Here is an 18,845-nt window from a genome sequence, read left to right on the forward strand (position 1 = left end):
TGCGAGGGTGGCCTGCTATCAACTATTGCCCGAGTCGACACTGACAACCCTTTTTCACCCCGCTCCCGCTCCGAACCGGAAGTGAATGTCAACAGAATGAACGACAACGACCGCACGAACTTCGCTCCGCTATCCGATTCGCAAAAGATCGATTCGGGGGAATTGAGGTTTCATTGGTGTGCACCGGTGGACAGCGGGCAGCAGAAGGCCACCGATAAGTATCGGGTCGGTGTGCTGGACTTCGACGGGATCGTCGAGTTCGCGCAGGAGGCCGACGCACTCGGTGTCGACTCGCTGCTGATGGGGATCGCGCACTACATGCCGGATCCGCTGCCGATGATCGGCGCGCTGGTCAGGGAGACCCAGAACGTCACGTTCATCCTCGCCTACCGGCCGGGCCTGCTGTCCCCGACGCTGTTCACCCAGGTCGTGAACACCATCTCCTGGATGTCGGACGGGCGGATCTCGCTGAATCTGGTCGCGGGCATCTCACCGGCGGAGCAGGCCTACTACGGCGATTTCGTGGCGCACGACGGACGCTACGCCCGCACCCAGGAGTTCCTCGACATCTGCCACCGGCTGTGGCGCGGCGACAAGCCGATGTCCTACGAGGGCGACCACTACGTGATCAAAGAGGCCGATATCGGGCTCGGCTTCAAGGGCGGCACCAGGCCGGTGATCTACCTCAGCGGCGCATCGGGCGTCGCCCAGGAGACCGCGACGATGTACGGCGACTGCTGGCTGCGCTACGGCGACACCCCCGACGGCATCGCGGCGGCGGCAAGGCCGGTGCTGGACAAGGGCACTCGGGTCGGCATCCGCATGCACGTGCTCGCCAGGCCGACCCGCGCGGAGGCGCTCGCCGATCTCGCCGCCATGCAGGAGAATCCGGACGAGGCGCACCGCGCGTGGGTCGAGAAGTTCGTCGCCGCATCGGATTCCGAGGCCGTGAAGACCTCCTTCCGGCTCGCCGCGCAGGCCGACGACGACTGGCTGTCGCCGATGATCTACTCCGGCTTCGTGCCCTATCGCGGCGGTCCCGCGCTGTGCGTGGTCGGCAGCTACGACGAGGTCGCCGACTACCTCTATCAATACAAAGCGGCCGGGGTCAGCGAATTCATCTTCTCCGGCTGGCCGACCCGCGACGAGATGCGGATCTTCTATACCCATGTGCTGCCACTGATCCGAGATCGCGAACGCGGCGGACGGCTGGTATGACGGCACGGGCGGTGCCGAAGCGCACGCTGTTCGGCACCGGCGTGCTGCTCGGGCTGATCGCCGAGCAGGTGGTGCTGTTCGCGGTGCCGCTGTTGATCTTTCAGGACACCAAGGAGGTCTCCAGCCTCGGCTTCGCCTTCGCGCTCGAATGGCTGCCCGGCCTGATCGTCTACCCGTTCGCGGGCCTGCTCGCCGATCGTGACGGTGGCGCACGGCTTTTCACGAGGGTCGCGACGATGCGCGCGCTCATCCTGGTCGTCGTCGTGCTCGTATGCCTGATCCAACCGGGCTGGACCACAGGCACTTTGATGACGGGCGGCGCGTTCCTGTCGATCTGCGTCGCGCCGATCCGCATGTCGATCGAGAAGATGGTGCCGCAGATCGCCAAGGGCAGCGAGGTCGCCACGGTGCAGTCGCTGGTGCAGAACATGGAGCTGCTTGCCATGGCACTCGGGCCCGCGCTGGCGACGGTCGCCGCGGTGGTGCTCGGCAAGCTGTGGCTGCTGCTCGTCGCGGCCGCCGCCTTCGGCATCAGCGCGGTGACCTGGCTGCCGCTGCCCCGCCCCGAGCGCGAGCCCGCGGTGAAACGGGCGGCCCGAGAAGTGCTCGCGGAGTTGGCGATCGGGTGGCGGCTCATGGTCGGCATCCGTCCGGTGCTGCTGCTCGGCATCCTCAATTTCGCCATCAATCTGGTGGTCGGGGTGCTCGTCGCCGCGAACGCCGCATTGATCACCGATGTCTTCCACGCACCCGATTCGGCGTATGGCCTGCTCAATGCGGCCGTCGGGGTGACGGGACTGCTCAACCTGCTGTTGCTGCCGATGATATTGCGCCGCTTCGGCGTCGGACCCATCGGAGTGACGGGCTTTTCGCTGATGTGTGCCGCCCTGATGGTGGCCGCGCTCGCTCCGTCGTATCTGATCTATGCCCCCGCCTTCGTCGCCATCCTCGTCGGCGACGCGCTCTACAACGTCTACAACCGCACCCAGCGGCTGAAAGTCATTCCGGGCGAACATCTCGGCAAGGTGATGGGCCCGTTCTATCTGCTCAACCTGTTGTCCTATCCGATCGCGGGATTGCTGATCGGTGGTCTCGGCACCACCATCGGCCCACAGCGGCTGGCGCTTTGGCTGGGCTGCCTGCTCTGCCTGTTCGGCGCGGTCTTCCTGCCGTTGACCATGGCCAGCTTCCGCAAGGCATTGATGGCCCGCGAGAACGAAACCGTTGAGGTCGTGGCATGAATGTACGTTTCCGGTGCCTGCTGAGCACCGTCGAGTCCGATTCCCATCTCTGGAACCTGGTCTACCTGCAGAAATATCTCGAGGAGAACGGCGCGGAGGTGCGCAACCTCGGTCCGTGCACGCCGACGGAGGAGGTGGCGAGCGCGATCCGCGCCGAGCGTCCCGATCTCCTCGTCGTCTCGAGCGTCAACGGCCATGGCTTCCATGGTGCGCAGGTCCTGCTCAACGCCCTGCGCGAGCGCGGGCTCGAGGTGCCGTGCGTCGCGGGCGGCAAATTGACCACCGCGGTCTCCGATGACGATCGGGTCCGCCGTGAACTGCTCGAGCTCGGCTACACCGAGGTGTTCACCGGTGACGACGCCATACCGCACTTCGGCGATTTCCTGCGTTTCGGTATGGCGCACGGCTTTTCGGCGTGGCGCGCGGAGCCCGCGCCCATCACGCCGTGGGACAGCAACCTCACCCCGGAGGTGATCTGATGCACATAGTCATCGTCAACCGATGGCCCCGCTTCTTCGACGGTGTCCGCTGGGACAACGAGCTGACCCGCTACGAGGAGTTCGTCGATCACGACGCCAACCAGGTGAGCTACATCGTCGACGGCCTCGGCGCCGACGGCGTGCTCGCGGATCCGGCCGAGATCGCCTGCCTGGTGCGCGTCGAGGACGTCAACGATGTGGCGGCGCTCGGCGCGGCCGTCCGGGAGATCACCGAGCGGGTCGGTCCGGTGGACGAACTGCTCGCGCTGTCGGAGTTCACGCTGGAGCAGGCCGCGAAAGTTCGTGCGGAACTGGGGATTCCGGGGCCGACCGTGGACGAGGTCGCCGTCTACCGGGACAAGGTGCGGATGAAACAGATCCTGGACGAGGCGGGCATCAGGGTGCCGCGCTTCGCCGGATGCGTGGACGCGGAGCAGGTCCGCGCCTTCACCGAATCCTGCGGCTACCCACTGATTCTCAAGCCGGTCGACGCGGCGGCGAGTATCGGTGTGCACCGGGTGACCGACCGCGCGGAGCTGGATGCGGCACTGGCCGAGGTGATCTCGACCGGCGCGCTGGTTCGCTACGAGGTCGAGGAGTTCGTCGCGGGGGATATCTACCACATCGACGGTTTCGTCGACGACGACGCGTCGGTCGCCTTCCAGGCCGTCTCCCGCTACATCAACGACTGCCTGGCCTTCACCACCGGCACCCCGCTCGGCTCGGTGCTGGTCGGGCCGTCGCCGGTGCGGTCGATGATCGAAGAGTTCTCGCGGACCGTGATCGCGGCACTCGGCCTGCGCCGCTTGCCTTTCCACCTCGAGGTATTCCTGACCCCCGACGGCGAGCTGGTGTTCCTCGAGATCGGCGGCCGGGTCGGCGGCGCCGAGGTGCCGCATCTGCTCAACCAGGTGTTCGGCGTCAATCTCTACGAGATGTGGTTGCGTGCGCTGTCGGGCGATCCCGTCGCCGCGCCCGCCGAGCCCGTCGAATCCTCCGGCGGCTGGCTGGTGATACCGAAGTCCGCCGAGCGGACCGAGCGGGTGCTGCGCGCGTCCTCCATGCGCGATCAGGTGCCGATCGTCTGGCGCGAGCTGCTGCCCGCGCCGGGCCAGGTGCTCGCGCCGGGCGGCGCCTACGACGCGCTGCACCGAGGGCGCTTCATCCTGCTGCACGAGGACGAGCACGTCGTCGAGGCCGGCATCCGAAAGATCATCGAGAACTTCGACTTCGAGGCGGAACTGCTGTGAACGGCGGACAGGTTGTGATCGACGATCGCGCGCTCTACGAGCGGCTGATCGGATTCCTCACCGAGGCGGAGCGCGACGGCGTCGCCGGTGTCGGCGACCGGCTGATCGAGGCCGCGGGCGGCATTGATCGGCTTGCGGGCTACAAGGTCATGGTGGCCTACGGCGGTGGTAAGGACAGCACCTATGTCGTCGCGTTCGTGCGCACCGTGCAGCTGCATCTGCAGCTCACCCACGGCGTGACCTTCCCGATGCGGGTGGCGAACATGCGCCACGCCGGTGTGCCGCTCGCGGTGATGGAGAACATCGATCGGGTCTACTCGGCGCTCGGCCTGATGGACGACGAGCGGGCGGAGCTGCTCACCATCGACCACACCGAGATCCGCCGCTTCCGTGTCGATCTGCCGCTGCCGGAGCGCCTGGTGTCGATGAACCGGCTCGACGTCCTGATGAACGGGCACCGCTCGGCGGGCGACGGCCGCCCCACCTTCTGCAACAGCTGCAATCTGGCCGTCGCCGACTTCTACGGCAGGGCGGCCTGGTGGCGCGGCGGGGTCGACGCGATCATCACCGGTGACTCCCGGCGCGAACAGGCGCTCTACGCGGCCTGGATCCTGCGGCTGGCCAAGGGCATCGGCATCGATGTACAGCGCGGCGGCATGACCTTCCAGGATCTGCTCACCGCATTGCGCGGTATCGGCGACGCGTACTTCCGTGAGCTGTTCGGCGAGGGCGAGCACGAACTGGCCGAGCGCGAGGTCGCGGTGGGCGACCGGTCGGTGCAGCCGACCTTCGTCTCGATCTACGACCTGGTGAGTTACCGGGTGCACGACCACTGGGATCTCGTGGTGGACTTCCTCGGCTTCCGCTTCGATGATCTGGCCTTCAGCTTCACCGAATCCGATTGCGCCAACCCGACTCTCATGGCCCACCTGCGCGGGCTGCGCGCGCAGTACGTGGAGGACCGCACCTACGCGGCGGGTATCGCCGAGTACTTGCAGTTCGCCGAGACGATGATGCGCAAGAAGGAAATGCCCGACCAGCTCATCGATCTGGCGCTCGGCCGCTACGACTCGCCGGCGAAGATCGCCGAGCGGCGCGAGATCGCCGACGCCTACGCCGAACGGGCGTTCGGGCTGCGGCAGGACGCGCTGGTCGCCATGGTCTTCTCGCCGTTCACCGACAAGGGCACGCGGCTGGCGCGTTTCGTCGAACGGTGCCATCCCGAATGGATCGATCGGGTGCCCGCGCTGCACAGCGCGCTCGGCGCCGATCTCGGGGACGAGCACGTCATCGCCTGGCTCGAACAGGTTTCGGGGCTGTCCATCACCCATCTGCGCACGCTGTATCGCAGCTCGCTCGTCGATTTCGCGGCCGCGGACACCGTGATGGCGCGGGTGCGCGCTGGCGATCCGCACAAGTCGCAGGTGCGCACCGTCGACGCACGGTCGGGCGCGCCGGCCCTCGAGTTGATCTCGGGCCGGTAGTCGTGTCTGGGTATCTCGATCGTTTCGTGGCCGACCGTGCGGGCGAGGGGCGGCTGGTGGTGCAGCCGCGAATGGGGTTCGGCAGCCTGGAGGCGATGCGGTCGGGCCTGAGCCGGGTTGCCGCACTGGACTTTCCGGTGATCGGCACGCTCACCCTCGACAGCTACACCCGCGTCGGCGATTACACGACGCCGCTGGAGCGCCTGGCCGCGGGGGAGGAGCTGAACGGCTATCCGCTCGTCTCCCATCCCGCCGAGCGGACGCGGGAGCTGCTCGGCGGACTGTACGGGCCCGAGTTCCCGGTACAGGCGCGTCACGGAACCGCCCTGCCGCTGCGCGTTTTCCATCAACTGGTCGAGGTCGGCCTGGACGCGACCGAGGGCGGCCCGGTCTCGTATTGCCTGCCCTACAGCAGGCTTCCGCTGCGGCAGGCGGTCGACGCCTGGGCGGAGAGCTGCCAATTCCTCGCGGGCGAAACCGAATTCGGCCATATCGAGAGCTTCGGCGGCTGCCTGCTCGGTCAGCTCTGCCCGCCGTCGCTGCTTGTCGCGATGGGCATACTGGAGGGCTGCTTCTTCCGCCAGCACGGGCTGCGCCACATGTCGCTCAGCTACGCACAGGGGACGCTGGCCGCACAGGACCGCGGCGCGTTGCGCGCGTTGCGCACCATGGCGGGCGAGTACCTGGGCGATATGACCTGGCACGTCGTGCTTTACACCTACATGGGCCTGTTCCCGCGGACCGCCGACGGCGCGTCCCGGCTGATCCGCGACAGCGCGCGCCTGGCCCGCGACACCGGCTGTGAACGCCTGATCGTCAAGACCGTCTCGGAGGCATGGCAGATCCCCTCCGTCGCGGAAAACGTCGCGGCGCTGCGGATCGCGGCGGAGGAGGCGGCCGGGCCGCCCGATCCGGCCGGCACGGCCGAGGACGACTACTACGCCGAGGTGCTCGAGGAGGCGCGCACACTCGTCGACGCCGTGCTCGACCTCGCCCCCGACGTCGGGGCCGCGCTGCTTGCGGCGTTCGAGTCCGGCCTGCTCGACGTGCCCTTCTGCCTGCACACCGACAACCTCGGCGCGACGACCTGCGTCATCGACGAGCAGGGCGCGCTGCGCTGGGGGTCGCACGGGCGACTTCCGTTGCCGGGCAGCGCCGTTCGCGACGATCTCGGCCGGCTCGGTTCGGACCGCCTCTACGCGATGCTCGACCACGTCGCCAACCGCTACGACAGCCGACTGATCCCCTGAACACCTCGATGGGATGCACCACCATGACCGCAGTACGCCGCGCTCCGTCCACCGTTGTACTGGTGGACGCCTTCTCCACGGGGGCGTTGCTCGCCCGCCGGGTGCGGGAGGACGGTCACCGGCTGATCCACATCAGATCGCGCGCCGAGCTGACGGCGACCTTCGCCGCGAGCCTGCCCGGCGAGCTGTTCGACGCGGACCTCTCCTACGCCGATCAGGCCGACGAGGTGCTGCGCCTGCTCGCCGAACTCGATCCGGTCGCGGTCATCGCGGCCAGTGAGTTCGGTGTCGAGGTCGCCGACGAGATCGCCGCGAAACTCGGTCTGCGCGGCAATGATCCCGCGCTGTCGCACGCGCGCAGGGACAAGTTCCACATGGCCGAGACGGTGGCCGCGGCGGGCCTGCGCACCGCGCGGCAGCGGCGCGGCAACGATGCCGCGACGTTGCGGCAATGGCGCCGCGAGACGGGTCTGTGGCGGATGGTGGTCAAGCCGCTGGACAGCGCGGGCTCCGACGACGTCTTCATCAGCACCACCGACGAGCAGACCCGCGACGCGGTCGAGGCCATCCTCGGCAAGACGAATCTGATGTTGCGCACCAACGAGGCGGTGCTGGCGCAGGAGTACCTCGTCGGCGACGAGTACATCGTCAATTCGGTGAGCAGGGACGGCATCCACCGCTTCACCGACGCGTGGATCAGCCACAAGGTGACGGTGCGCGACAACCGCAGGATCTACGACTACGAGGACCTGCTCTCCCCGGCGGACCGGCGATTCAGCGAGATACTGCACTATGTTTCGGGCGTGCTCGACGCGCTCGGCATCGCCAACGGGCCCGCGCACACCGAGCTGATCTGCACCACCGACGGTCCGGTGCTGCTGGAGACCGGCGCGCGCATCTCCGGCCTGGCCAATCCGGCCGCGCTCGACCGCTGCACCGGCATGAACCAGGTGGACCTGACCATCGAGTGCTATGTCGGCGACGGCGGCGCGCTGGCGCAGCCCGCGATCTATCCGCGCCGCGAGCACGCGCGCTGCGTCAATCTCATCGCGCACCGCGCGATCGCGCTGCCGGTCGACGCGCTGCGCACGGCGCTGGAGCGGCTGCCCGCCTTCGAGAGCGTGCGTTTCCGGCGCGCCGACCAGGCCATCACCACACCGACGGTCGATCTGAATTCGTCGCCGGGGGTGGTGTTCCTCGTGCATCACGACGCTGCCGAGATCGAGCGCTCGTATCGGACGCTTCGCCGGCTCGAGCACGAGCTGTTGTAGATGAATCGGTCTGAAAGGAGCACGTCATGAACTACGAGTCACCTCTGATCTGCGACCAGGAGATCACCGGTCCCAATGCCTGGACCAGCACCGACTACATCGATCCCCGGCAATGGACCACACCGCTGACCGCCACCGACATCGCGGAACTGTTCGCTGCGCTCGCGTACGCGAAAACCTGCGACAAGGAACTCGGCGACATCACCAAGGATGACTTCCCCCTGGCGGCGCTCGGCGACAAGCTGGCCACCGTTGCCGACGATCTCGTGCTCGGCCGCGGGTTCTCGGTACTCAGCGGCTTCCCGGTGGAGGACATTCCGCGCGCCGATATCGAGCTCATGTACTGGGGGCTGTGCACCCACCTCGGCCCGGCCGTGACGCAGAACGGACTCGGCGAAATCCTGGTGCCCGTGCGCAATTACGGAAACGGCGGCCTGCTGAACGCGAGTACCCGTGGCTACCAGACCAATTCGGCGCTGCCCTTCCACACCGACAGCTCCGATATCGTCGGGCTGCTCTGCCTGCAATCCTCGGGTGCGGGCGGTCTGAGCAGCATCACCAGCTCGGTCAGCATCCACAACGAGCTGCTGCGTCGGCACCGAGAACTGCTGGGGCTGTACTACTCCGGGTTCTACTACGACCGCCGCGACGAGCAGCTGCCCGACGAGCGCCCGTACTACCGCAACGCGGTGTACGTCTGGCACGAGGGCAGGCTCAGCTGCCGCTACTACCTGCGCAACTTCATCGAATCCGCGCACAAGCGCTTCGGTCTGGATCTGTCGGATATCGAACGGCGCGCGCTCGACACCTTCGAGGAGATCGCCAACCGCCCCGAGCTGAAGATCGAGATGACGCTGCGGCCCGGCGATATCCAGTTCCTGAACAACAGCGTCACGGTGCACGCGCGCACCGCCTACGTCGATACCGAGGAGATCGAGCGCGAGCTGCTTCGGCTGTGGCTCAACCCCTTCGACGGGCCGACGCCGCCGCCCGGGTTCGCGACCTTCCGCGAAGGGATGCCCGCGCGGCAGGCGGTGCGCTGATCGTCAGGGCCGGTGTACCGGCCCCAACGTCTCCGGGAGATCGGTTCGCTTGGCCACGTTGAGTTTTCGGTAGACCCTGGTGAGGTGCTGCTCGACGGTGCTCACCGTGATGAACAGCGAATGACTGATCTCCCGGTTCGTATGGCCCAGTGCGGCAAGCGATGCCACCCGCAGCTCGGCCGCGCTGAGCGATTCCAGATCGGCATGGCCGGTATCGGGACCGCCGTCGGCGCCGTCCTGTTCACCCTCGTGCAGCGACTCGTAGAGCGCCTCGGCGTGCACCGCCTTCGACAGCTGCAGCGCGCGCCTGGTCACCGCGCGCGCCGTATTGAGCTCGCCCGCCTGCCTGCACGCGTCGCTCAGATCGACGAGCGCCTTGGCGAGGTGGTACCGATCGCCGCACTCCTCGAAGCGCCGCACCGCCTCCTGGAGCAGCGGTATGCGCTGTTTGGGCCCACTGACCAGGGCGAGCGCCCGCAGGCCGTGGCCGAGCACCCGCGGGCGCGCCGAACCGGGCTTCGACATCTGCGTATCGACGAGTTCGCGCGCGTGCTCCGCGCGGCCGAGCCTGGCATGCACCTGGGCCGCGTCGCTGCGCCACGGGAAGATCAGCGGGATATCCGCGCGCCAGGTCTCGGCGAAGTAGCCCACCGTCTGGAAGTCGGCCAGCGCCGCCTGCAGCCGGTCGGTCGCGAAGTAGGCGTAGCCGCGCGCGTAGATATAGCGCAGCCAGAAATGCGTGCTCGCCATGGCCGAGGGCACCGGCTGGCGCAGCGCCGCCGCCGCGTCGTCGACCTTGCCCATCATGCTGGTGGCCATGATCAGGCTCGACAGCGGCGCGCCGATCGCGGTGCCCCAGTTCTCGGCGGGCCAGATCTTCAGCGCGGCACGGGCATCGCGCTCGGCCTCGACCAGATTGCCGAGGCGCAGTTCGGCATTGGCGAGGAAGCTGAGCAGGATGGCCTGCCAGGTGGTCGCGAGCCTGCGCTGCGCATCGTCGAGCAGCTCGCGACACCAGACGATGACGCGATCGGGCCGGTCGGCGCAGATCAGCGCCTGCAGCGCGCACATCACCGCCTCGAGCGAGCTGTCGGTCACCCGGCTGCCCTGCAGTAGCTGCTCTGCCGCGTCGACGGCGGACGGGTCACCGATGGCCGCCGTGGACAGCGCGGCGACCGCGCGTGCCGTCGGATCCTCGTCGGCGATCGAGTGGCTGCCCGCCGCGTCGGTGACGGCCGAGATCAGCCGCGGATACCAGTTGGCGAGCCAGCGCACACCGAGGCGGTGGGCGATGAGCGTGTCGGAGTCGTGCTGGCCGACCGCGTTCAAGCGGGCGAGCACCGCCGTCGCCTCCGCCGTCTTGCCGTGCCACGCGAGTGCCCTTACCAGCCACCAGGATTCGGCGATGCCGAGCCGTCCGGCCTGCGCGGCCTCGACCAGTTCGGGCAGATAGCGCACGGCGGCGGCGGGGCTGGCGAGCCAGCGCACCCGCGCCAGCTTCGCGAGGATGGCGGGGCGCCTGCACTCGTCGGAGCAACCCTGCCACGCGATTTCGAGGCAGACGACCGCCCATTCCACATCGTCTCGCGCCAGGCCCTGATCCGCGGCCTGGGTGAGCAGTTGTACCGCCCACGGTTCGTCGCAGACGCCGGCCGCCACCACATGCCGCGCCGTTTCCTCTGCCGAGGCGCCCGTGTTGTACAGCGAGATGGCCGCACGTGAATGCAGCCAACAGCGCTCCTCTTCCGGGATGCCCGTCATCACCGCCGCGCGCGCCGCGGGATGCCGGAATCGGCCCGCGCTGGTGATGCCGATGGCATTGAGCCTGCCGAGCAACTCGACGGCGGCGGCGGGCTCGATATCGAAGACATGCCCGAGCATGGTGACCGAGGCACGGCCGGCCAGTACGGCGAGCGCGCGCACGGCACGGACCAGTTGCGGATCGATCCGGTGCAGCATGTGCAGCACCGCCTGCCGGTAGGCATTGCCGACCAGGAGTTCGGCGGAGGGCCGTGCGATTCGGCCGTGTGCCTCGCGCAATTGGTCCGCGATCAGCGCCTGCACGACGAGCGGATTTCCCTCGCTCAGCGTGCGAATCGATACCGCCTGCCGCTGTGCGGCCTCCTCGGGCATGGAGCGCGCGAGCAGCCGTTCGATGCCTTTGCGCGACAAAGGGAACAGGGGCAACTGGCGGACATCCGGATCCCGGGTGAGTTCGGTGCTGAACGCGGAGGCGGCCGTGCCCGGCGCGGTGCGCTCGATCAGTATCAGCAGTATTCCGGTCGATCGGATTCTGCGGTGCAGATAAGAAATGATATTGAGCGATGACTCGTCGGCGAAATCGATATCGTCGACGGCGATGACGATCGCCCTTTCCTTGGAAAGTTCGAATAGCTCCCTGTGGACCGTTTCCTTGACATCCCAATCGGTATGTTCCTTGAGTCCGTAGGCCACTCGCTCGCGCACTGCCTGCGGTATCTGATGCGCTTGAAACAATTGCGAAATGATACCCATACGCAATTCTTGCTCGGCTATCGAGCCGGTCGCACGCAGGAGCAGGACATCGCGCAGAATTCTGTTGTCGCAGAAACTGTTCAGTAATGATGTCTTCCCGGACGCCACGTCACCGCTGATGAGTGCGACGCCGCCGCTGCCTTCGCGGGCGCGGTCCAGCAGTATGGATAGTGCTACAAGTTCTCTGTCTCGCTCAACGAGCATCCCCTGTACTCCGATTCCCTACGCTCAGTTGAACGTTTCTCGCCGTGTGGTTGCACTGTCCTCTGGGGAGGTAAGGAGGCTCGGGCATATTATCCGCCATTGTGTAGTATGCTGAAATTCGCGCGCAGGCACCATTGATGCGCATGGTCAACATACTCGATCCGCAAAGGCATTTACAGTCTCCTGGGTCGGGAGAGTGCATCCATTTGGAACTTAGCACCGAGTCTTGCGTGTGGCAAGCCTGCAAATTATCCGGTTCGATCGTGCACGAATGATCGAACGGAATCGATTGTGGACCGTAAACTTTCCATCGGAACACGATCGTGGAATCGTTGGCAACCCCCCGAACGGGGGATTCTAGTCTCGCTCGAAAGTTTACTGATCGATTGCATGACCCGTGCTGTGATCGGGATCACACGTAATTCATTGGCTGGCCGACCCCGTGCTGACTACCTTTGAATATCGGTCAATCGGTAGAACTCGCAAATTCGGCCGCACCGCGGACCTGGGGTTTCGCCGATCCGGCCGGCGGATTGGAGTGGACGTGGACATCGGTGTTCCTGGAGCGCGAGTCGGGCACTGGTCCGATCCGGTGGGGGAGACGGGTTGTACCGTCCTCATAGTCCCGGAGGGCACGATCGCGTCCTGCGAGGTGCGCGGCGGTGCGCCTGCCACCCGCGAACTCTCGGTGCTCGCGCCGGACAAGACCGTCTCGGTGGTGGATGCCGTTGTCCTGACCGGTGGTTCGGCGTTCGGGCTCGCGGTGGCCGACGGTGTCATGCGCTACCTCGAGGAAACCGGCCGCGGGGTACCGACCCCGGGCGGGCGGGTGCCGATCGTGCCGACCTTGGCGCTGTTCGACCTGAGCGCAGGCGATCCCAAAGCGCGTCCGACGGCCGAAAACGGGTACGCCGCAGCCGCGGCGACCACGGGGCCGCAGGCCGTCGACGGCCGGATCGGGGCGGGCACCGGCGCGTACACGGCGCACTGGCGCGGCCCGGAGCAGCGCAAACCCGGCGGCTTGGCATATGCCGAGCGGAGGTTCAACGGGATCGTGGTCGCCGCGCTCGTCGTGGTCAACGCCTTCGGCGACATCGACGACGGCCACAGCGAGATCGCGCTGGACGCGGTCGGATGGTTGAGTCCCCCAGCCGATCTCGCCAATTCCCGGATGCACACGACCATCGGGGTGGTGCTCACCAACGCGCGCATCGACAAGGTCGGCTGCCGGATCGCGGCGGAGGGCGCGCACGACGGCCTCGCCCGCGCGCTCACCCCACCGCACAGCCGATTCGACGGCGACGCGTTCATCGCCCTCGCCACCGGCGAGGTCGACGCGGGCATCGATACCGTTCGTCTGATGGCATTGGCCGCAGTCACCGAAGCGATTCGATCGGTCGCACGATGAGGGCGAAGAAGTCGTTCGGGGTGGCCGGAAATCCCATGCGGCTCACCACAGTAGGCATCGGTTGCTGATTGATCACGTGACGCTCGTTGTAGGCGAACAGCTCCGCGCCGGCGCGGTCGGCCGAGTAGATCGAAACGCTCTTGGTCCAGTGGATCTGCTCGGCGTCGCCGAATCCGTTGCCGCCCTTGCTGTATGGCGGATGCAACGCGGGCTGGAACGCGGTGACCCACCGGCCCCACGTGCTCGGCTGCCCGGCGGGCGCCGGGGTGAGTTCGACAGGGCCGCGCAGACTTTGCGCGAGCGTGCTCTCGGTGTCGATACCGGAATTCCCGACGACGCAGGGGTGCTCCGCGACCGGCCGCTGTATCGTCACCGATTCGCCGTCGAAGCCGACGACGGAGGCGCCACCGTGATCGGCGATCAGCATCTGGAAGGGGTGCACGATCTTCGGCGAACGCGCGAGCGCGGGCAGCAGCCGCTCGGTGAGCAGCGCGACGGCCGCCTCGGCCGATTCGGCGGCCGCGCACGTCAGCGGCAGGTCGCCGTAGGACGGGTATTCGGTGAAGATCCGGCAGTAGACACCGGTCCGGCGATGGAAGGCGAGCCAGGATCCGCCGTCCTCGTCGATGCCGCCGACGATCTCGGCGAACTCGGTGTTGTCAGGGCGGCTGATCAGCCAATGCCGTTGCAGGAGCGCGGGATGGTCGAACCAGTGCGGTCCGTAGGAGTAAGGGTGCTGGACACCGAGTCCGCGCGCCGCCTCGTATCCGTGCGTGCGGTAGGCCGCTTCGTCGCGTGCCTCGATCGCCACGAAGCGCTCGGCGCCGGCATCGATGAGAAACATACAGGTGGACATATTCGCCTGGCCTCCGCTGCTCTTCACTCGTCCATCGAATTCACGCCGAGGGTCACGGCCGCGTTGTCGACCAGCCGGGTATTGCCGACATGGGCCGCGAGCAGCAGCCGCCCCGGCCCCGCTGTGGGCGCCGGGCCCATATCCGGGGCCGTCACCTCGACGTATTCGACCTTCACCCCCTCGGTGGCCGCTAGCACCTCGCGCGCCGCCGCGCACACCGCGTCCGCGCCGCGGCCGCCCGCCCGGCATCCCGCGTTCAGCGCGCGCCACATCGCGACGGCCGTATCCCGTTGCGAGCCGACGAGGTACTGGTTGCGCGAGGACATCGCCAGCCCGTCCGGTTCGCGCACCGTCGGCACGCCGACGACCTCGACATCGAGGAACAGGTCGCGCGCCATCTGGCCGATGAGAACCAGCTGCTGATAGTCCTTCTCGCCGAAGAAGGCCGTCCTCGGCCGGGTGATCCGCAGCAGTTTCGCGACAACGGTCAGTATTCCGCCGAAAAGCGTCGGCCGGGTGGCCCCCTCGCCGACCGATCCGGCCGCGCCGGGTGTGACGACCGTGCGCCAGCCCTCGGGGTACATATCCGCGGCATTCGGTGCGAATACCAGGCGCGCGCCCGTCGCGCGCAACTGCTCGACATCGGAATCGAGGGTGCGCGGATATCGTTCGAAATCCTCACCGGGACCGAACTGGAATGGGTTGACGAAGATGGAGACGATCACCTCGGGATGCCGCTCGAGCGCCTTCTCCACCAACCGCAGGTGACCGGCGTGCAGTGCGCCCATGGTCGGCACGAGCGCGACGTCGCGGCCCGCCGCGCGCAGTGCCTCCGATACGGCCGTCATGGTCGCGGGATCGTGGTGCACGGTCACCGTATCGGGTGCGTAGTTGCCAATGTGCAATATATTCAACGATATTCCTCGCCGTATCCCCGCGTCGTATCCGCAAACGTTGGTCGGCGCCACCGTTCGCACTCCCGAACTCGTTCCAGCCCATACCCCACGGTGCCGGACGAACAGCTCGACAGTACCCGACGCCGATCTGAAAAGCAGCCCCTACACATCCCCCTAAAAGCAAACCCCTAAAACGCGGGGCAACCCCAATCCTACTGTGCCACAAGCATTGCGGCGTCCCACCGGCTCTGTTATCGTCCAATGCAGGCAGCCGGTGCTCAGGGCCGATTCTCGGCAAATTCCTCTCCGGTCATATTCCTGCGAATCTCGGTCATTTCCTGGCGGCCTATCCGGTATGAACTCGCTAGCAGTGTGATCGAGCCGTTCGATGTGGAACCAAGAGGCGGAACCAGTTCGGCGGCAGGGAGTGTGTGACGGGATATGACCGAGCTATCCGAGGCCGACGGCAAAGTTTTTCGCATCGAGGTCGATCCCGGCCTGACGCCCACCGAGATCGAGCACCTGCAGTGGCGGGCGCAGAGCGCGGGCCTGGCCGCCGACTTCTACGCCGTCGCGGTGGCCGATGACGCGGTGTTCGCGGTGCCGTCTCCGCAGGCGTCGCTGTCCAGGCAAATCCTGCTGAACGAGGTGGCTGGCGCACCGCCCATCGAGACGTATCAAATACTCGAGTTCCACGAGCGCGACCTCGGCGCCGATGCGCGCATCGTTTTCTACGAGATGTATCAGAAACGCATCGGGCTCGACGGGATCTACGCGGCGATATCGACCGTGTACGTGCGCCGCGGCGAGCGCTGGCTGATGCTCTACCACCAGCAGACGCCGCTGCGGCGCGGAACAGCGGAGTGAGCGTCGCGTGAACGTCAACCGGGAATTCGATGTCCTGATCCTCGGCTCCGGCCTTTCCGGCAGCACGCTCGCGCTGATCCTGCAGGCCGCGGGTTTGCGCACCTGCCTGATCGACCGCGCGCGCCATCCGCGCTTCGCCATCGGCGAATCCACCATCCCGAACACCTCGAAGACCTACAAGCTCATGAGCATCAAATACGGTGTTCCCGAGCTGGCCGCGCTCTCCTCGTTCGGCAGCCTGATCGACAAGGTCGGCACCACCAACGGGATGAAGGACAACTTCGGTTTCGTCTACCACGAGGCCGACGGCGCGCCCGCGATGCGCGCGCACCAGTTCCCGCTGTCGCAGATCGTGGAGACCGAATCCCACCTGTTCCGTGCGGATGTCGATCACTGGCTCGCGCTGCGTGCGGTGGACTACGGCGCGCAGCTGCTCGAGGGCATCGGGATCCTGGATATCGACATCGACGACGACCGCGGCGTCACCGTCGAATGTGACAACGGCGCAAGGTATTCCGCGCAATACGTGGTCGACGCGAGCGGCCGCGGCTCGCCGCTGGCGCGCAAGCTCGGGCTGCGCACCACCGATCTGCGGACCAGGTCGAAATCGGTGTTCACGCATATGACCGATGTGGCGCCGTTCGACGGCATCACCTCGATCACCGCGCCGAAGCGATGGCACACCGGGACACTGCACCACGTGTTCCCGAACGGCTGGATGTGGGTGATTCCCTTCGACAATCACCCCGGCTCGTCGAGTCCGCTGTGCAGCGTGGGAGTGTGCTGGCGCATCGACGACGGCGACGACGCGCCGTTCGCGGATCCGGCGCACGCGTTCGCGGACTTCCTGACGACCTATCCGGAAATCGGTAAGCAGTTCCAGGACGCGCGCCGCGTCATGGACTGGGTCAGCGCGGGCAGACTGCAATACAACGCGCGCAAGACAACTGGCGACCGCTGGTGCCTGACCTCCAATGCCGCCGGTTTCATCGACCCGCTGTTCTCCCGTGGCATGCAGAACACCGCCGCCGTCACCGACCGCCTGGCCGAGGCGCTCATCAACCAGTTCCACGGCGGCTTCACCCCGAAGACGTTCGACGGCATCGATGCGTTGCAGGACCAGCTGATTCGCGAGAACGACTATCTCGTTGCCAACGCCTACAGCTCGTTCGCCGACTACGATCTCTGGAATGCGTGGTTCCGGGTGTGGCAGGTCAACCAGGTGACCGGGACCATGCGGACCGAACACCGCCTGCGCCAGGTGTCCGGCGCGTGCGGTGGTCCGACGGCGGCCGGTGTGGAAGCGCCGATCGACGGCTTCATCGACGCCTTCTACTCGAAGGCCGACGAGATCATGAACGACTATCGCGCGGGCGGTAGTACCGAGGCGGCGGCCGCGGAGTTCAGGAAGCTGTTCGCCGGTGTGGATTTCATGCCGCCCTCGTTCGGCCTCACCGACCTGTCGCAGCCCTACTTCGACATCGATATGGCGAAGGTGGCGAGCGCGGTGGAGTGGGCGCAGCGGGCCAGGCCGGGCATTCGCGAGCTGTTCCTCGGCGGCCTGCCCGCCGATCTGCGCGCGGCGGACCGGTGAGCGGCGTGCGCGCCTACGAGGGCCGGATCGGCGCCGCGGTGCGCGGTTTCGTGGACGGCCTGCTGCGCTTCGATCGCGCCATCGTGCATTCGCTGAGCGGCCTGGACGCCGAGGAATCGGCGCAACCGATCATCGTCATCCTCCAGGCCTATCAGTCGCTGCTCGGCGGTATGCGCCCGCAGGCGCAGGTGTGTGCCGCCGTGCGGCGGATGGATACCGGCGGGCTCACCGAGCTGGAATCGGCGCACCTCGATGTGGTGCGCGAACTCCTGCACGGCGCCTACGACAGCGCGGGGGAGACCCTGCTGCAGATCTCCAAGCAGTTCCCGGCCGACGAGCTGGCCGTCGCCGCCGGGCACCAGGTCGATTTCCTCCAGGGGGACAACGAGACTCGGCTGCATCGCTTGTCCTCCAGCCCGATGCTGCTCGACCGTGCCGCACCCGGCTATCCCTACCTCCTCGCCATGCTGGCCTTCGCTTACAGCGAGAACCAGGAGCACGGGAAGGCCTACGAGGCGGGCACGCTCGCCCTGTCGCTGGCGCCGCACGACAACCCGTGGGCGGTGCATGCCTGCGCCCATTCGCTCTTCGAAACCAGGGACTACCAAGACGTTTCGCGGCTGCTCTCCTCGACGCAAGGCAACTGGAGCTCGGACGACTGCCTGCTCCGCACCCATTTGAGCTGGCATTTCGCCTTGAACGCCATGGCAACCCACGACGAAGCGGCACTGGCGCGCCTCACCGGCGACCTGACCGCGGTGGTGCGGCAGGAATGTTCGGCCATGCAGTTCTGTGATCTGGTGTCGCTGCTGTGGCGATTGCGCCTCACCGGGCGCGAGGTGGCCGCGGATTTCGACAGCACACTGGACACCGCGATCCGGCTGCAAGGCGTATCGAACTCCGCCTTCGTCGACATGCACATCCTGCTCGCGGTGATCGGCGGCGGCCGCTACGACCTGGCCAGGCAGATGGCCCGCGAGATGTGCGCCGAATCCGCCGACGTCGCACCGCACCTGCGCAGCGTGCGCCGCACCGCGGTGGACGTCGCGGAGAGCTTCCTGCACTACTGCCAGTCCGATCCGGTACAGGCTGTGCGGCAGCTCCTTTCGGTCTACCCGGCACTGATCGCGGTAGGCGGCAGCGAAATCCAGCGCGACCTCGTCCTCGAACTGCTGATCACCTGCGATCTGGACCGAACCGCGGACCCATCCCTGTTCGGCACCGCGGGCCTCGACGCGCGACCGCTGGTCACTCGCCGCATCGCCTGAGC

Annotated in this window: 15 protein-coding genes; 12 read left to right on the forward strand and 3 right to left on the reverse strand. The window is 67.0% G+C overall.

Features of this window, described 5'->3' with window-relative positions:
* Positions 1–96 precede the first annotated feature (96 nt).
* The 8 genes from ACIG5A_RS08655 to ACIG5A_RS08690 are packed head-to-tail and all read left to right on the forward strand — an operon-like array spanning position 97 to position 9,236.
* The gene (locus tag ACIG5A_RS08655) at positions 97–1,218 is read left to right on the forward strand and encodes an LLM class flavin-dependent oxidoreductase (RefSeq protein WP_397239365.1); all 1,122 of its coding nucleotides are present in this window, start codon (positions 97–99) and stop codon (positions 1,216–1,218) included.
* Positions 1,215–2,459: an MFS transporter gene (locus tag ACIG5A_RS08660; RefSeq protein WP_397239367.1), complete on the forward strand. Its 1,245-nt coding sequence runs from the start codon at positions 1,215–1,217 to the stop codon at positions 2,457–2,459. The genes ACIG5A_RS08655 and ACIG5A_RS08660 overlap by 4 nt, the downstream gene beginning before the upstream one ends.
* Complete coding sequence (locus ACIG5A_RS08665; RefSeq protein WP_397239369.1) at positions 2,456–2,938, forward strand: cobalamin B12-binding domain-containing protein; 483 nt, start codon at positions 2,456–2,458, stop codon at positions 2,936–2,938. The genes ACIG5A_RS08660 and ACIG5A_RS08665 overlap by 4 nt, the downstream gene beginning before the upstream one ends.
* Positions 2,938–4,188 carry an acetyl-CoA carboxylase biotin carboxylase subunit family protein gene (locus ACIG5A_RS08670; protein WP_397239371.1) on the forward strand — a complete coding sequence of 417 codons (1,251 nt, stop codon included), beginning with the start codon at positions 2,938–2,940 and terminating at the stop codon, positions 4,186–4,188. The genes ACIG5A_RS08665 and ACIG5A_RS08670 overlap by 1 nt, the downstream gene beginning before the upstream one ends.
* Positions 4,189–4,202: 14 nt before the next feature.
* Positions 4,203–5,672, forward strand: coding sequence for a hypothetical protein (locus tag ACIG5A_RS08675; RefSeq protein WP_397239373.1), 1,470 nt, complete (start codon positions 4,203–4,205; stop codon positions 5,670–5,672).
* A gap of 26 nt (positions 5,673–5,698) precedes the next feature.
* The gene (locus tag ACIG5A_RS08680) at positions 5,699–6,922 is read left to right on the forward strand and encodes a methylaspartate mutase (RefSeq protein WP_397239375.1); all 1,224 of its coding nucleotides are present in this window, start codon (positions 5,699–5,701) and stop codon (positions 6,920–6,922) included.
* Positions 6,923–6,945: 23 nt separating this feature from the next.
* Complete coding sequence (locus tag ACIG5A_RS08685) at positions 6,946–8,193, forward strand: ATP-grasp domain-containing protein (RefSeq protein ID WP_397239377.1); 1,248 nt, start codon at positions 6,946–6,948, stop codon at positions 8,191–8,193.
* A gap of 26 nt (positions 8,194–8,219) precedes the next feature.
* Positions 8,220–9,236 carry a TauD/TfdA family dioxygenase gene (locus ACIG5A_RS08690; protein ID WP_397239379.1) on the forward strand — a complete coding sequence of 339 codons (1,017 nt, stop codon included), beginning with the start codon at positions 8,220–8,222 and terminating at the stop codon, positions 9,234–9,236.
* Positions 9,237–9,239: 3 nt separating this feature from the next.
* On the opposite strand, the gene ACIG5A_RS08695 is transcribed toward ACIG5A_RS08690, so the two are convergent.
* Positions 9,240–11,954 (reverse strand): AAA family ATPase, encoded by a 2,715-nt coding sequence (locus ACIG5A_RS08695; protein ID WP_397239381.1) that lies wholly within the window; start codon positions 11,952–11,954, stop codon positions 9,240–9,242.
* Between the two features lie 544 nt (positions 11,955–12,498).
* Between ACIG5A_RS08695 and ACIG5A_RS08700 the strand changes: the two genes are divergently transcribed.
* Entirely contained in the window at positions 12,499–13,362 is an 864-nt protein-coding gene (locus ACIG5A_RS08700; RefSeq protein WP_397239383.1) for a P1 family peptidase, read from the forward strand.
* Here the strand turns inward: ACIG5A_RS08700 and ACIG5A_RS08705 are convergent.
* Positions 13,331–14,245, reverse strand: a complete 915-nt coding sequence (locus ACIG5A_RS08705; protein WP_397239385.1) for a hypothetical protein — start codon at positions 14,243–14,245, stop codon at positions 13,331–13,333. The two genes, ACIG5A_RS08700 and ACIG5A_RS08705, sit on opposite strands and share 32 nt — an antisense overlap.
* Entirely contained in the window at positions 14,242–15,132 is an 891-nt protein-coding gene (panC, locus tag ACIG5A_RS08710) for a pantoate--beta-alanine ligase (protein ID WP_397239387.1), read from the reverse strand. Before panC ends, ACIG5A_RS08705 begins: the two co-directional genes overlap by 4 nt.
* Before the next feature lie 423 nt (positions 15,133–15,555).
* On the opposite strand from panC, the gene ACIG5A_RS08715 reads away from it, so the two are divergent.
* The 3 genes from ACIG5A_RS08715 to ACIG5A_RS08725 are packed head-to-tail and all read left to right on the forward strand — an operon-like array spanning position 15,556 to position 18,843.
* Entirely contained in the window at positions 15,556–15,981 is a 426-nt protein-coding gene (locus tag ACIG5A_RS08715; protein WP_397239389.1) for a hypothetical protein, read from the forward strand.
* Positions 15,982–15,988: 7 nt separating this feature from the next.
* Entirely contained in the window at positions 15,989–17,575 is a 1,587-nt protein-coding gene (locus tag ACIG5A_RS08720) for an NAD(P)/FAD-dependent oxidoreductase (RefSeq protein ID WP_397239391.1), read from the forward strand.
* Positions 17,572–18,843, forward strand: a complete 1,272-nt coding sequence (locus ACIG5A_RS08725) for a hypothetical protein (protein ID WP_397239393.1) — start codon at positions 17,572–17,574, stop codon at positions 18,841–18,843. The genes ACIG5A_RS08720 and ACIG5A_RS08725 overlap by 4 nt, the downstream gene beginning before the upstream one ends.
* Positions 18,844–18,845: the final 2 nt, after the last annotated feature.

Source organism: Nocardia sp. NPDC052566, from assembly GCF_044547285.1.
Classification (GTDB): domain Bacteria; phylum Actinomycetota; class Actinomycetes; order Mycobacteriales; family Mycobacteriaceae; genus Nocardia.